Origin of the sequence: Janthinobacterium sp. 344 (assembly GCF_900112025.1) — a bacterium.
Taxonomy (GTDB): Bacteria; Pseudomonadota; Gammaproteobacteria; order Burkholderiales; family Burkholderiaceae_D; genus Janthinobacterium.
Genome location: NZ_FOKL01000007.1, coordinates 61008 through 76225 on the forward strand (window position 1 = coordinate 61008; position 15218 = coordinate 76225).

The 15218-nt window shown below is 64.5% G+C and carries 12 protein-coding genes; 5 read left to right on the forward strand and 7 right to left on the reverse strand.

Going from position 1 to position 15218, the window contains the following annotated elements; translation table 11 throughout:
- Nucleotides 1-4 precede the first annotated feature (4 nt).
- On the reverse strand, nt 5-757 hold the full coding sequence (locus BM193_RS18750) for an SDR family oxidoreductase (protein ID WP_092799763.1): 753 nt from the start codon (nt 755-757) through the stop codon (nt 5-7).
- A gap of 216 nt (nt 758-973) precedes the next feature.
- Here BM193_RS18750 and BM193_RS18755 point away from each other — a divergent pair, with 216 nt between their 5' ends.
- Both BM193_RS18755 and BM193_RS18760 read left to right on the forward strand, forming a co-directional pair.
- Complete coding sequence (locus BM193_RS18755) at nt 974-1513, forward strand: hypothetical protein (RefSeq protein ID WP_092799761.1); 540 nt, start codon at nt 974-976, stop codon at nt 1511-1513.
- 124 nt (nt 1514-1637) lie between these two features.
- A complete protein-coding gene (locus BM193_RS18760) occupies nt 1638-2090 on the forward strand; it encodes a hypothetical protein (RefSeq protein ID WP_139176229.1) in 453 nt (150 codons plus the stop codon).
- 161 nt (nt 2091-2251) lie between these two features.
- Here the strand turns inward: BM193_RS18760 and panC are convergent, their stop codons facing one another.
- The 5 genes from panC to metG all read right to left on the reverse strand — a co-directional run bounded on the left by panC (nt 2252) and on the right by metG (nt 7073).
- A complete protein-coding gene (gene panC / locus BM193_RS18765) occupies nt 2252-3091 on the reverse strand; it encodes a pantoate--beta-alanine ligase (RefSeq protein WP_092799757.1) in 840 nt (279 codons plus the stop codon).
- A 56-nt stretch (nt 3092-3147) separates the two neighbouring features.
- A complete protein-coding gene (locus tag BM193_RS18770; protein WP_092799755.1) occupies nt 3148-4080 on the reverse strand; it encodes a segregation and condensation protein A in 933 nt (310 codons plus the stop codon).
- 17 nt (nt 4081-4097) lie between these two features.
- Nucleotides 4098-4307, reverse strand: a complete 210-nt coding sequence (locus tag BM193_RS18775) for a DUF3460 family protein (protein ID WP_092799753.1) — start codon at nt 4305-4307, stop codon at nt 4098-4100.
- A gap of 107 nt (nt 4308-4414) precedes the next feature.
- Nucleotides 4415-4894 (reverse strand): GNAT family N-acetyltransferase, encoded by a 480-nt coding sequence (locus BM193_RS18780; RefSeq protein ID WP_092799901.1) that lies wholly within the window; start codon nt 4892-4894, stop codon nt 4415-4417.
- A 19-nt stretch (nt 4895-4913) separates the two neighbouring features.
- A complete protein-coding gene (gene metG / locus BM193_RS18785) occupies nt 4914-7073 on the reverse strand; it encodes a methionine--tRNA ligase (RefSeq protein ID WP_092799751.1) in 2160 nt (719 codons plus the stop codon).
- A 147-nt stretch (nt 7074-7220) separates the two neighbouring features.
- Between metG and apbC the strand changes: the two genes are divergently transcribed.
- From apbC to BM193_RS18800, 3 genes are all read left to right on the forward strand, one after another.
- Complete coding sequence (apbC, locus tag BM193_RS18790) at nt 7221-8309, forward strand: iron-sulfur cluster carrier protein ApbC (protein ID WP_092799749.1); 1089 nt, start codon at nt 7221-7223, stop codon at nt 8307-8309.
- A gap of 265 nt (nt 8310-8574) precedes the next feature.
- On the forward strand, nt 8575-11793 hold the full coding sequence (locus tag BM193_RS18795) for a hybrid sensor histidine kinase/response regulator (RefSeq protein ID WP_175533347.1): 3219 nt from the start codon (nt 8575-8577) through the stop codon (nt 11791-11793).
- 67 nt (nt 11794-11860) lie between these two features.
- The gene (locus BM193_RS18800) at nt 11861-13537 is read left to right on the forward strand and encodes an alkaline phosphatase family protein (RefSeq protein WP_092799745.1); all 1677 of its coding nucleotides are present in this window, start codon (nt 11861-11863) and stop codon (nt 13535-13537) included.
- Between the two features lie 93 nt (nt 13538-13630).
- Here the strand turns inward: BM193_RS18800 and BM193_RS18805 are convergent, their stop codons facing one another.
- Nucleotides 13631-15196 carry a phospholipase D family protein gene (locus BM193_RS18805; RefSeq protein WP_092799743.1) on the reverse strand — a complete coding sequence of 522 codons (1566 nt, stop codon included), beginning with the start codon at nt 15194-15196 and terminating at the stop codon, nt 13631-13633.
- Between the last annotated feature and the right edge of the window lie 22 nt (nt 15197-15218).

A 15218-nucleotide genomic window follows, 5' to 3' on the forward strand; every position in this document is an offset into this window, starting at 1 on the left:
CAGGTTACACGAGGCCGCCATTGGCGCGTAAAGTCTGGCCATTCACCCAGCGGCCATCCGGCCCGGCCAGGAAGGCCACGGCGGCGGCGATGTCGTCCGGCGTGCCCAGGCGTTCCAGCGGCGCCATCTTGCGCATGCGTTCGATGGTCTCTTCCGTCTTGCCGTTCAAGAACAGGGCCGTGGCCGTGGGGCCGGGGGCGACGGCGTTGACGGTGATATTCTTGCCGCGTAATTCCTTGGCGAAGATATTCGTCATCGTCTCGATGGCCGCCTTGGTGGCGCCGTAGACGGAATAGCCGGGCAGGGCCAGGCCGATCACGCTGGTCGAGAAATTGACCACGCTGCCGCCGTGGCGCAGGCGCGTCGCCGCCTGGCGCATGGTGTTGAAGCTGCCCTTGACGTTGATGGCGAACAGGCTGTCGAAGGTGGCGTCGTCCGTGTCGGCCAGGGCGGGCAGCACCGGCGGCATGATGCCCGCATTGTTGACCAGCACGTCGACGCCGCCGAAGGCCGCTTCGGCCGCGTCGAACAGGGCCTGCACGTCGGCCGCATCGGCCACGTTGGCTTTGACGGCGATGGCGCTGCCGCCATCGGCCGCGATGGCCGCCACCAGCGCGTCCGCTTCGATATTGCCGCTGGCGTAATTGACGACGACGTGCATGCCATCGCGCGCCAGGCGGCGGGCGATGGCGGCGCCGATGCCGCGCGATGCGCCCGTGACGATGGCGACCTTGGCGGGCTTGGCTGCTGTGTTCATGGTGTTTCTCCTGTGGTGGTGGGAGGCGCGGAATGCCGAGCCAGTGCAGTCATTGTGATCTTTATTTGCCGGTGGATAAAGATGGTGAAAATGATTTCAGTGTGCAAACTGCATTAACAATGATTGTTGCGCCATCTGGCACGGTGTGGGCAGGAATACCCCCTTTATCGGCCGGGCGCGCCTGCCTATAGTGACGCTTTTTCCATGGAGGCCTGCATGTCCCGGCAACTATCCCTCATCCGATTCTCCCTTGTTGTCCTTGCCGCCGGCGCACTGTTCCTGCTGCTGGCCAACTATGCCTATTCTTTTACCGGCCGCCAGAAGGCGCCCGCCATGCAAGCGTCCGTCACCTATCTGTACCTGCTGCGCAAGACGCCTTTTTTCACGCGCTTGACGACGGTGCAGCTGCGCGACGTCATCGCGCATGCGCAGGAGTGGGAGGTGCAGCCCGGGACCGCGATCGCCGACAGCGCTTACGACGATGGTGCCATCTGGATCCTGCTCGATGGCGGCTGGCAGGTGGAGGCGGACGGCAAGGTGTATCCCGCGCTGCATGACGAGGCGGGGAAATGGTATGGCGGCCCCGCCACGCAGGGGGCGGCGGTGGCATCGCGGCTGGTGGTCAGCCAGCACAGCTATGTGATGCGGATCAGCGGGGCCGAGTTTGCCCGCCTGCGCCAACAGGGCGCCGACGTCGACACGCATCTGCGCCTGGGCGAGGCGTATTACGGGCGAATCCTGCGGCCCGCCGGCTGAGCGCGGGAAATTGCGCAAAGGAATGAAATATTTCTCAAAGTTAACTTTACACGTCAAATAATTTGGCCCATGATCGCTGCAGTATTCCCCCTTTGTCCCCGACCCCGACAAGAAGGAGCGCACCATGCGCCGAGCACCCGTATTATTTTTCGCCCTGAGCACGGCCTTGCTGGCAGCGTGCGGCGTGAGCCTTGAGCAAGCCGCCGTCGCGCCTGTCGCGTCTGTCGAGATGCAGGAGCCGGCCGCGCAGCTGCCTGCCGAAGGCGATGCCCGGCACGCCTATCTGCACCGTGTGGGGGGCCGCGATTATGTCAGCCTGAGCCAGCATGGTCCCGAGGGCGGCTTGCCGATACTCACGGGGACGCAGCGCCATGCGCACGCCATCCGCCTGCTGGCAGCCGATCCGGCCCAGGTGCGGGCCATCCTGCGCAGCCTGAGGCTGCCTGCGAAGCAGCGCAAGCTGTGGGCGGGCGAGGAAATCGTCCTCGATGCGGCCAGCTATGACATGTTGCAAGCGGCACGCGGCAGCAACAAGCCGCTGTTTGCCGAGCTCAGGCTGGTAGGGATGGAGAAGTAATAAAGGAAACGGGGCCGAACGGCCCCGCTGTGACGGCGTTTGAAACATCGGACAAAACCGTAGCGAGCGGCAGAGCGTTGTGGCCGGGAAGCGCAACCGTGCTGAAGCACGGTGAGCATCGCAGGCCGCAAGGCGCGACGCGCAGCAGGGGTTGTTGTATGTCAGATTTCCAGGTTGTCGATCAGGCGAGTCTGCCCCAGCTTGGCGGCGGCCAGCACCACCAGCGGTTCGCCGGCGGCCAGTTCGGCGGCGCTTGGCGCCTGCAGGTTGGCGCGCTTGCGCACGGCGATGTAGTCCGACTTCCAGCCGCGGCTGTTCAATAGCTGCATGCTGGCCTGTTCCAGTTCAGCGACGGCCAGGTTGCCCTTGCGCACTTCTTCGGCCACGAAATTGAGGCCCTTGTACAGTTCCGGCGCTTCCGCCCGTTCGCTTTCCGACAAGTACATATTGCGCGACGACAAGGCCAGGCCATCGTCGGCGCGGTAGGTTTCGGCGGCGATGATTTCCGTCGGCAGCGCGAACTGGCGCGCCATGTTGCGGATGATCATCAACTGCTGGTAATCCTTCTTGCCGAACACGGCCACGCGCGGGCCCACGCACGAGAACAGCTTGGTGACGACCGTGCACACGCCTTCGAAGAAGCCGGGGCGGAATTCCCCTTCCAGCGTATTGCCCAGGTCATCGGGCGGGCGCACGCGGTATTCCTGCGGTTCCGGGTACAGCTCTTTTTCCGTCGGGGCGAAGAGCACGTACACGCCTTCTTTTTCCAGCTTGGCGATATCGGCTTCCATGGTGCGCGGATACTTCTCGAAATCCTCGTTCGGGCCGAATTGCAGGCGGTTCACGAAGATCGAGGCGACGACGGGGTCGCCATGCTTGCGCGCCAGGCGCATCAGTGACAGATGGCCTTCGTGCAGGTTGCCCATGGTGGGTACAAACGCCGTGCGCAGCTGTCCGCTGAGCTGGTCGCGCAATTCTTCGATGTCGGAAATAATTTTCATGGATTGCTTTCGCTAAAACCCCGTTGTACGGTGGTCAGTGACAAAGGGAGAGGATATCAGGCGGGCGAATAGGCCAGCCGGACGTAGATGGGTGCAAACGGTTCGGCCTGCGTGATTTCGATCAGGGTTTCCTTGGCCAGTTCCAGCAGGGCCACGAAGTTGACCACCACCACGGGCACGCCGCCGGCAATGTCGAACAGCTCGCTGAATTCCACGAAACGCGACGATTGCAGGTGGCGCAGGATGCTCGACATGTGCTCGCGCACGGAGAGTTCCTGGCGGCTGATGCGGTGATGCTGGGTCAGCTTGGCACGCTTCAGTACGTCGAGCCACGCCTGCTGCAAGTCCACCGGCTCCACGTCGGGCCAGGTGGGCGTCAGGCTTTGCTCGATGAAAATCTGCGTGCGCACGAAATCGCGCTCGAACTGGGGAATGGCGTTCAGGTCGTAGGCGGCCAGCTTGATCTGCTCGTATTCGAGCAGGCGGCGCACCAGTTCGGCGCGGGGATCGCCGCCGTCTTCCTCGACGTCGCTCTTGCGCGAAGGCAAAAGCATGCGCGACTTGATCTCGATCAGCATGGCCGCCATCAACAGATACTCGGCCGCCAGCTCCAGGTTGCGCACGCGGATCTGGTCGACATATTTCAGATATTGCAGGGTGACCTGCGCCATCGGGATATCGAGGATGTTGAAGTTTTGCTTGCGGATCAGGTACAGCAGCAAGTCGAGCGGGCCTTCGAAGGCTTCGAGGAAGATTTCCAGCGCGTCCGGCGGAATGTACAAGTCCGTCGGCATGCGCAGCAGGGGTTCGCCATACAGGCGGGCAATGCCCAGCGGATCGGCGGCGGGCGCCGCGTCCGTGACCTTGCTTGCGGATGCGGCAGGGTCGCCGCCGCCGTCGCCGCCAGCGACGGGGTCGGGCGACTCGATGACTGCGCCGGCACCGGCAGCGTCGGCTGCCGGCGTGACTGCAGACTCTTCAGGCAACATCGTGCCGCTTCCGGGTCTTAGTTCTTGTTCTGGTAAACGTAGGCCTGTTGCTTGATGGCCGATGCCATCTGGCGTTCCTGCTCATCCATGCTGACGGGCGGCTTGTCCCACAGCAGGGCGCGGCCCGCTTGCTGGCCCGCTTCCATGCCAGGATTCTTGGCTTTCAGTTCGGCGATGAACAGGGTGTGGTCGGATACGTAGTTGGTGTGTTTTGCAGGCAGTTTCATAGTGTCTTCTGAGTGTCTTATAAGTAAGGTCAGCCGGCCGTATTCTACCGCGCCCGATGCACTGGCGGGTTGTTGTATGGGCAAGCTGGAGGCAAAAATGCTAAAAATCAATACCTTAGCAGGCGGCGCATCACCATCGGTGCCGGTTCGGCGGGGTTGGCGTGCGAGTATTCCAGTTCCTCGGCCAGGTCGAATTCGAAGGCCGCGTAAAAATCGATCAGCTTGCGCTGGTCGCGCCGCACGGCCAGGCGCAGTTCTTCCGCCTGGCACGACAGGCCATGATGAATGATGGCTTCGAGCAAATGCTGCGACACATTGCTGCCCCGGTAGGCGGGCAGCACGCCCATGCGCGCAATCTTCCAGATGGCGGGATCGCTGTCGAGCGGCATCCAGCGCAGCGACCCGGCCGGCACGTCGTCGATCAGCAGGACGAAACCGCCGCCGTGGCGCAGCTGCTCCGCCACCAGCTCGGCCGTTTCGTGGTGCCCGCTCGATGACGGGGCCACCTTGCCGGCCCACGCGGCGCGGGTCAGCTGGGCAATCAGTTGTGCATCGGCATTCGTTGCTTCGCGCACCACGATATTCATCATCGGTCCTTGTGACGGCTTAGCGGATGCGCATGCCAGGTTCGGCGCCCGGCCACGGGTTCAGGATGTAGATGCCCGGATTGGCCTTCTCGTCGGCGCTGGAGGCGGCCATGACCATGCCTTCGGAAATGCCGAACTTCATCTTGCGCGGCGCCAAATTGGCCACCAGCACCGTCAGCTTGCCGACCAGTTCTTCCGGCTGGTAGGCCGAGCGGATGCCGGAAAACACGTTGCGCAGACGGCCTTCGCCCGCATCGAGGGTCAGGCGCAGCAGCTTGTCGGAGCCGTCGACCAGTTCGCAATTGACGATCTTGGCGATGCGCAAGTCGACCTTGAGGAAATCGTCGATCTTGATTTCGGGCGCCAGTTCCTCGATGGCGGCAGCGGCAGCGGCGGCAGGCGCTGCGGCGTCGTTGGCGGCGTCGCCGGCCGGCGCGGCGATGGCGGGGGCCGCCTGCGGCGCGTCGAACAGCGCTTCGATCATCTTCGCATCCATGCGCGTCATCAGGTGGCTGTAGGCGCCGATGGTGCGGCCCAGCATGCTGTTCGAGACGGCGTCGCCGAACACTTGCGTATCGGCCCAGCTAAACTCGGCGTCGTTGAGGAACGCAGCCACGTTCTTGGCCACGCCGGGCAGCACGGGCGACAGCAAAATGGTCAGCTGGCGGAACAGGATCAGCGCCGTCGTGCACACATCGTGCAGCTCGGCTGTCTTGTCCGCGTCCTTGGCCAGGATCCACGGCTTGTTTTCATCGACATACTGGTTGGTGATGTCGGCGATTTCCATGATTTCGCGCAGGGCCTTGCCGAATTCGCGGTGCTCGAAGTGCGCGGCGATGCTGGCCTGGCGCTCGACGATGACGCCGTTCACGTCCACCGTCAGCGCGCGGTTGATCCAGCTTTGCGCGCCTTCCGACAGCGTGGACGCCAGCTTGCCGTCGAAACGCTTGGTGATGAAGCCGGCGCAGCGGCTGGCGATGTTCACGTATTTGCCGATCAGGTCGCTGTTCACGCGGGCCACGAAATCGTCGCCGTTGAAATCCAGGTCTTCCACTTTCGAGTTCAGCTTGAAGGCGATGTAGTAGCGCAGCCATTCCGGGTTCATGCCCAGGTCCAGGTAGCGCAGCGGCGAGATGCCCGTGCCGCGCGACTTCGACATCTTTTCGTTGTTGACCGTCAGGAAGCCGTGCACATTGACTTTCAGTTTGTCGATCACCGGGTGGCCGGCGAATTTCAGCATGGCGGGCCAGAACAGCAGGTGGAACGAGACGATATCCTTGCCGATGAAGTGGATCTGTTCCGTCGACGGGTCATTCAGGAAGGCGTCGAAATCGATGCCTTTCTTGTCGCAATAGTTCTTCAGGCTGGCCAGGTAGCCGACCGGCGCGTCCATCCAGACATAGAAGAACTTGCCCGGCGCATCGGGAATCGGGATGCCAAAATAGGGCGCATCGCGCGAGATATCCCAGTCGGCCAGCTTTTCGCCCGCTTCGCCCAGCCATTCGCTGACCTTGTTGACCATTTCCGGCTGCAAGCGGCCTGGCGTGTTGAGCCAATCCTTGAGGAATTCGAAGCAGCGCGGGTCGGACAGCTTGAAGAAATACTGTTCCGACGGCTTCATCACGGGCGTCGCGTTGGTGAAGACGGAGAAAGGATTGACCAGGTCGGTCGGCTGGTAGGCGGCGCCGCACACTTCGCAGTTGTCGCCGTACTGGTTCTTGGCGCCGCATTTCGGGCATTCGCCCTTGATGTTGCGGTCGGCCAGGAACATGCCCTTCACCGGGTCGAAGAAGCGGTCGACGGTTTTCGTGACGATCAGGCCCGTATCGCGCAGCTTGCGGTAGATCGATTGCGACAGGTCGACGTTTTCCGGCGAGTCGGTCGAATACCAGTTGTCGAAGGCGATATGGAAGCCGTCCAGGTACTGGGCGCGGCCGGCGGCGATGTTGGCGACGAATTGCTGCGGCGTGATGCCTTCCTTTTCGGCGGCGATCATGATGGGCGTGCCATGCGTATCGTCGGCGCCCACAAAGTGCACTTCACGGGCGGCTGCGCCATCGCGTTGCATTCGCTGGAACCGGACCCAGATATCGGCCTGGATGTATTCCATGATGTGGCCAATGTGAAAAGCGGCGTTTGCGTAAGGCAGGGCAGTGGTGACGAACAGCTTGCGAGTCATGATTGATGCACTTTTGGGATGGATAATAGGGCATTTTAACAGCGGAAACGCAATATGAGCAGATGCAGCGCCGGCAAGTAGTGCTTTTGTCTCCGTCGCGCCATGCAAATTTACGCTAGACTGCGCGTATTGCATACGGAGATTGTCATGAGTATCACAGTAGAAGACGTCAAGGCCGCATTGGCCCAGGTTATTGATCCCAATACAAATAAAGATTTCGTTTCCAGTAAAACCGTCAAGAATCTGAAGGTCGATGGCGATGATATTTCGCTCGACATCGAGCTCGGCTATCCGGCGAAAAGCCAGATCGACCTGATCCGCAAGTCCGTGCTGGCCGCGCTGCGCGTGCTGCCCGGCGTGGGCAATGTCAGCGTCGGCGTGTCGTCGAAGATCATTTCGCACACGGTGCAGCGGGGCTTGAAGCCGATGAGCAACGTGAAAAACATCATCGCTGTCGCTTCCGGCAAGGGCGGCGTGGGCAAATCGACCACGGCCGTCAACCTGGCGCTGGCCCTGGCGGCCGAAGGCGCCACCGTCGGCATGCTCGACGCCGATATCTATGGCCCGTCCCAGCCGATGATGCTGGGCATCAGCGGCCAGCCGAAGACGCTCGACGGCAAGAGCATGGAACCGATGGAAAACCACGGCCTGCAAGTGTCGTCGATCGGCTTCATGATCGATCCGGACGAGCCGATGGTGTGGCGCGGCCCGATGGTCACGCAAGCCTTGCAGCAGCTGCTGGACCAGACCAACTGGCGCGACCTCGATTATCTGATCGTCGACATGCCGCCAGGCACGGGTGACATCCAGCTGACCCTGTCGCAAAAAGTGCCCGTCACGGGCGCCGTCATCGTCACGACGCCGCAGGACATCGCGCTGCTGGACGCGCGCAAGGGCCTGAAAATGTTCGAGAAGGTCGGCATTCCTATCCTGGGCGTGGTGGAAAACATGAGCACGCACATTTGCTCGAACTGCGGCCATGCGGAAGAAATCTTCGGCGCCGGCGGCGGCGCGAAGATGTGCGCGGACTTCGGCGTGGAATTCCTCGGCGCCTTGCCGCTGACCATGGCCATCCGCCAGCAGACGGACTCGGGCACGCCGACCGTCGTGGCCGAGCCGGAAGGCCCTGTCGCCGTGATCTACAAGCAGATCGCCCGCACCATCGCCATCAAGGTGGCGGAAAAGGCCAAGGACATGACCAGCAAGTTCCCGTCGATCGTCATCAAGAACGACTAAGCCTGACGGGCTGCCTGCCAGGTACGGTCCTGGCCGGCAGCGCCAGGGCGGCAGTCAAGTCGATACCCGGCCCATGCCGGGTATTTTTTTGCCTGGCGCCGGGCGGCATGCAGCGCGGGCCAGATCGTTGTCATGTGAGCATGTTGCCTGGCTGGCGTGGCATTGCATCATCGGCAAAATTTCCCTGTAGTCCCCACCATGTTGCATCCTATAATGCAGCTCGCCTGCCGCCGCAGGCCTCCTTTCCGGTCCTCATTGCCCACCCATGAATAATTCCAGCGCCCGTTCCCCTTCCACCCGCCATGCCTTTTTGCGGGGCGGCGGCAAGCTGGGGCGGATGATCGACGGCTACGACTGGTCGCGCACCGCGCTGGGGCCGGCGGCCGCCTGGCCGGCGCACATGCGCACGGCCGTGGCCATGCTGCTGCGTTCGCCGATCGCCATGGCCAGCATGTGGGGCGAGACGGGTATCCTCATCTATAACGACGCGTATGCCGTGGTGGCGGGCGAACGCCATCCCGCCGCCCTCGGCATGTCGAGCTTGCTGGCCTGGCCCGAGGCGGCCGACTTCAATGCGCAGGTGCTGCGCACGGTCATGGCGGGCGACTCGCTGCACTATACGGATATCGAAATGACCATCACGCGCGGCGCCGCGCCGGAGCGCGTCTGCTTCAATCTCGATTACTCGCCCGTGCCCGACCTCGATGGCGTGCCGGCCGGCGTGCTGGCCATCGTCTACGACACGACGGAAACGGTGCGCGCGCAGCGCTGGCGCCAGGGCGAGCATGAGCGCATGCGCGCCATGTTCGAGCAGGCGCCCGGCTTTGTCGCCATGCTGACGGGACCCGAGCACGTCTTCACCCTGGCCAACCGCGCCTACATGTCGCTGGTGAATCAGCGCGACGTGCTGGGACACAGCGTGCGCGACGCCTTGCCCGAGGCGGCGCGGCAGGGCTTTGTCGCCTTGCTTGACGGCCTGTATGCGACTGGCGAGACGTATACCGGCACGGCCATGCCGTTCAGCGTCGAGACCAGCGACGGCCGCGCGCCCAGCAGGCGCTTCCTCGATTTCGTCTACCAGCCGATGAAGGATGACGACGGCGCCGTCTTCGGCATCTTCGTGCAGGGCGCCGACGTGACCGACCGCGTGGCCGCCGAGCAGGCCATGCGCGACAGCGAAAGCACCTTCCGCATGACGGCGCAAGCCTTGCCGAACCAGGTATGGGCGGCCTCGCCCGACGGCATCCTCGACTGGTTCAATGAGCGCGTGTATGCGTACAGCGGCGCGCGCGCGGGCGAGCTCGATGGCAACCGCTGGGGCAGCATCGTGCATCCGGATGACGTGCTCACGGCCGGCCAGGCATGGCAGCAGGCGGTGCTGGCGGGCGAGGTCTATGAAACGCAGTTCCGCGTGCGCCGCCATGACGGCGTGTATCGCTGGCACCTGGTGCGCGCCACGCCGGTGCGCGGCGCGGACGGCGCCCTGCAGCGCTGGATCGGCACGAACACGGATATCGAGGACCAGAAAACGGCGAATGAACTGCTGGCGCGCCAGGTCGATGCGCGCACGGAGGAGCGCGACCGCATGTGGCGCCTGGCCAGCGACATCATGCTGGTGGCCAGCCTCGATGGCCATGTGGTGGCTGTCAATCCCGCCTTCAGCACCTTGCTGGGCTGGCGCGAGGAGCATGTGATCGGCAGGCGCCTGGCCGATTTCCTGCCCGGCGAGAGTGGCGCGCTGGTGGCCGCCGCGCTCGATGCGTCGGTCGGCAGCCAGGGCGCATTCCGTTGCGAGGCCCTGTTCCGGCGCGCCGATGGCGGCGACAGCATGATCGCCTGGACGGGCGCGCATGAAGGCGGCTTCACGCATGCGGTGGGGCGCGACATCACGGATGAACGCGAGGCGGCCGAGGTCATGCGGCGCAGCGAACTGGCGCTGCAGCAGGCGCAGAAAATGGACACCATCGGCAAGCTGACGGGCGGCGTGGCGCACGATTTCAACAACCTGCTGCAAGTCATCTCGGGCAATCTGCAGCTGCTGGCCACCGAGGTGGGCGACAGCGCGCGGGCGCAGCAGCGCATCGCCAGCGCGCTGGGCGGCGTGACGCGGGGCGCCAAGCTGGCCAGCTACCTGCTGGCGTTCGGCCGGCGCCAGGCGCTGGAACCGAAGGTGGTGCGCATCGGCGCGCATATCGCCGCCATGGATGACATGCTGCGGCGCAGCCTGGGCGAGGAAATCGATATCGACATGGCCATGCCGGAGGGGCTGTGGAAAGTCCTGGCCGACGTGGCGCAGGTGGAAAACGCGGTGCTTAACCTGTGCATCAATGCGCGCGATGCCATGGGCGGCAGCGGCAAGCTGACCATCGAGCTGGCCAATGCCGTGCTGGGACAGGATTATGTGGCACAGCATGCCGACGTGGCGCCCGGCGAATACGTGATGATCGCCGTCAGCGACACGGGCAGCGGCATGAGCGACGACGTGCTGCGCCAGGCCTTCGACCCGTTTTTCTCGACCAAGCCGGAAGGGCAGGGCACGGGCCTGGGCCTGTCGATGGTGTTCGGTTTCGTCAAGCAGTCGGGCGGCCACGTGAAGATCTACAGCGAAGTGGGCAACGGCACCAGCGTCAAGCTGTACCTGCCGCGCGCCATGGGCGAGGAAGACGTGGCGCAGCCGCCCGACCTGCGCGTGGCGGTGGGCGGCACGGAAACCATCCTGGTGGTGGAAGACGATGCCGAGGTGCGCCATACCGTCATCGGCCTGCTGGGCGAACTGGGCTACCGCGTGCTGCAGGCGCCCGAAGCGGTGGCCGCCCTCGATATCGTCAAGAGCGGCATGCCCATCGACCTGCTGTTTACCGACGTGGTCATGCCCGGTCCCCTGCGCAGCCCGGAGCTGGCGCGCCAGGCCCGCGAGCACCTGCCCGACCTGGCCGTGCTGTTCACTTCCGGTTATACGGAAAACGCCATCGTGCATGGCGGCCGCCTCGATGCCGGCGTCGAACTGCTGGGCAAGCCCTACACGCGCACGGCGATGGCGCGCAAGATACGCCATGTGCTGGCCAACCAGCAGCAGCGCAAGCTGGCGGCGCGCCAGCAGGCGACCCTGGCAACGGCGCCGCCCGCCAGCGCGCCGGCCGGATTGCGCATCCTGCTGGTGGAGGACGACGAGCTGACCCGCGTGACGACGGCCGAGCTGCTGGGCTACCTGGGCCACGCCGTGCTGGATGCGACCGATGGGGAAAGCGCCATCGCCATGCTGGGCGACAGTGCCGTCGACGTCATGATCACCGATATCGGCTTGCCGGGCATGTCGGGCGAAGCGCTGGCCTCGCAGGTGCGCGCGCGCTGGCCCGGAACGGGCCTGGTGTTCGCATCCGGACAGGACCAGCAGGCCGAAATGCCCGGCGCCGTGATCCTGCGCAAGCCGTACGACATGCGCCAGTTGCAGGACGTGCTGCGGCGCTTTGCGCCGAAGGGCTGAGTTTTGTCATGGTGGTGTCATATGGCAGGCGTATGCTGCCCGGTGGCCTAACTTCTGATGAGCGGATATGACAACGAATTTCTCCCTTTCCCGGCAACTGGCGCACGCGCTGCTGCTGGTGTCGAGCGTGGCCGCGTGCCAGGCATATGCGGCCAAGGCTGCCCCTGGCGCCGTGGCGCAGCCCAAGCTGGTCGTGGTGCTGGTGGTCGACGGCTTGCCGCAGGAGCAGGTGACGCGCTACCGCGACCAGTTCGGCCAGGGCGGTTTGCGCCGCCTGCTGGAACAGGGCGCGTGGTTCAGCGACGCGCACCAGGCGCATGGCATCACGGTGACGGCCATCGGCCACTCGGCCGTCCTGTCGGGCGCCTATCCGTACCAGCATGGCGTGATCGGCAATAACTGGATCGATCCCGTGACGAAAAAATCCGTGTATTGCACCGAGGACGGCAATTTCCACTACATCGGCGAAGAGACCAAGCCGGACGACGGCACGTCGCCGGCCAAGCTGCGCGTGAGCACCCTCGGCGACGAGCTGCGCTACGCCACGGGCGACAAGGCCAAGGTCATCACCGTTTCGGGCAAGGACCGCGGCGCCATCCTGCTGGCCGGGAAAACGGGCACGGCCTATATGTACATGGAAAAGACGGGCAATTTCGCCAGCAGCACCTATTATATGCAGCAGCATCCGCAATGGGTGCAGCGCTACCAGGCGGCCAAGCCGCAGGACCGCTACTACGGCAAGAGCTGGACGCCGCTGCTGGCCGACAGCGCCTACGCCAGCGATGCGCGCGACGACATCGTGGCCGCCAAGCCTGGCGCGCGCAACACCTTCCCGTTCGCCTACTACAGCGACAGCGGCAACCTCGATGGCGACTACTACAGCCGCCTGAAGTCCGGTCCCTTCCTCGACGAGCTGACCCTGGAATTCGCCCGCGCCGCCGTCGATGGCGAGCAGCTGGGCCGCAACCCGGCCGGCGTGCCCGACATCCTGGGCGTGAGCCTGTCCGCGCACGACTACGTGAATCACGCCTATGGCCCGGAAAGTAAGATGTCGCACGACCACCTGCAGCGGCTGGACCGCATGCTGGCGGGCTTCTTTGCCGACCTCGATAAAAAGGTCGGCATGGACAATGTCGTTGTCGTGCTGACGGCCGACCATGGCTTTGCCAACGTGCCGGAATTTACGCAAGCGCGCGGCATCTCGGCCAAGCGCATCGACGGCGACAAGCTGGCGGCAAGCCTGAACCAGTACCTGGCCGGCGCGCTGGGCGTGGACAAGCTGGTGACGACGTGGTCGATGCCGAACATCTATCTCGATTACGCGCTGGCGCAAAAGAGCGGCATCCAGCGCGCCGACCTGGAAAACGCGGCGGCCCGCTTCCTGCTCGAACAGGACGGCATGGCGCAGGTCTACACGCGCACGCAGATGGAATCGGGCGCCGTCGCCACGCGCATGGACACCTTGATGCGCCGCGCCTGGAACCGCCAGCTGTCGGGCGACCTGATGGTCGTGACGAAGCCGGCCTGGTACTTTGGCAAGGGCGTGGGCGGCACCTCGCACGGTTCGCCGTACACGTATGACACGAACGTGCCGCTGATGGTCTTCGGCCCGCGCTGGATCAAGCCGGGCGCGTATGGCGAATACGCGGAGGTGGTCGACATCGCGCCTACGCTCGCCCACCTGCTGCGCATCCGCCAGCCATCGGCGTCGGAAGGGCGCATTCTGACGGAAGCGGTGCGGTAAAAGAACCCAGCGGCGAAAATGCCGGGGTCGGACCCTGAGGGGCCGACCCCAGGGTTTGCATGCGGGTTGCCTGGGGTCTGCCCCCGGAAAAGCTTACAGCAGCCAGTCTATCGGCAGCACCGACAAAATCGCCACGCCCATGCGCTTCCAGATGCTGGTGCCCGGTTCCGTATCGTAGCGGGTGGTGCTGCCGTTGGCGTTGCGGGCGATCCAGTACAGCGAACCGTCGGGCGCCAGCAGCACCTGGTAGGCGCGCTGCGGGATCGTGGTGCGCATGGCCTGGCCCAGCTGGCGCGCCAGCACGGGGCTGTCGATGACGAGGCCCATTTCCGTGTTCAATTCGACGGAGCGGGGATCGAAATTGAACGATCCCACGAAGATGCGCCGGTCGTCGACGGAAAAGGTCTTCGCGTGCAGGCTCGATGCGGAGCTGCCGAAGCGGCCAGGCTGCTCGCGCGCGTCGCCTTCCTCCCACGAGCGGCGCGATTCATACAGCAGCACGCCCGCTTCCAGCAGCGGCTTTCTCCACTTCGCATAACCGGCATGCACGGCCGCCACGTCGGTCGCTTCCAGCGCGTTCGTCAGCACGCGCACGCCCACGCCCTTGTGCGCCAGGTCGGCAAACGCCTTGGTGCCCGCCTTGCCGGGCACGAAATACGGCGAAATCAGGTCCAGTTCCTTTTCCGGCACGCCCAGCAGGTTTTCCAGGTTTTCCGCCACGCCCGTGCCTGGCCTGGCCTGGTCCAGCACCTTGGCCGGGTCGTCGCTGATCATGCGCGTTTTGGCCCATTCGAACGCCAGCTGGCGATCCATCAGCTGCCTGACGAAGGGCGAGGTGCGCAGCGCCTGCACGTATGCCTCGGCTGCCTTGGTGTCGTCGATGCGGTCCGCTTCGGCGGCGATGGTGGCCGCGTCGCCTGCCACGGGCTTGGTCAGCAGCAGCTGCGCCGGATACGCTGAGGGGCTGTTCCAGTAGCGGTCGAATTCATGCGACACCTCGTCGACGACGGGGCCGACGGCCAGCACATCGAGGTCGGCGAACAGCACGTCGCCGGCGGCGCCAAAGTATTCATCGCCGACATTGCGCCCGCCGACGATGGTGGCCTGGTTATCGGCCGTGAACGATTTGTTGTGCATGCGCCGGTTGACGCGCGAGAAATCGGTGACAAAGGCCAGCGCGCGCGGCGAACGGGGCACAAAAGGATTGAACAGGCGGATTTCGATATTTTTCTGCTTGGCCAGCATCGTCAGGGTCTGGTCCAGACCCGAAGTGTTGTTATCGTCGAGCAGCAGGCGCACGCGCACGCCCCGCTCCGCCGCCTGGCGCAGGGCGTCGAACAGCAGGGTGCCCGTGATGTCCTTGTGCCAGATGTAATACTGCACGTCCAGGCTGCGCTGGGCGGCGGCGGCCAGCATGGCGCGCGCGGCAAACGCATCGCGCCCGTCGGCCAGCGGGTAGATGCCGGATACGCCCGGATGCTGCGCCGTCAGCGGCGCGATGGCCGCGCCCAGCTGCGTGTCGGCCGTGCCGGTGATGACGCTGGACGCCATGCGGCCTTCCAGCGATGGCAGCGAGGCGCAGCCGGCAAGGAGGAGCGATAGCAGCAGCGGCAGCGCGAAGCTGGCGCGGCGGGGGAGGGCGGGGGTGTTGACGGGCATGGCGGGCTTTCATCGAGTTGTG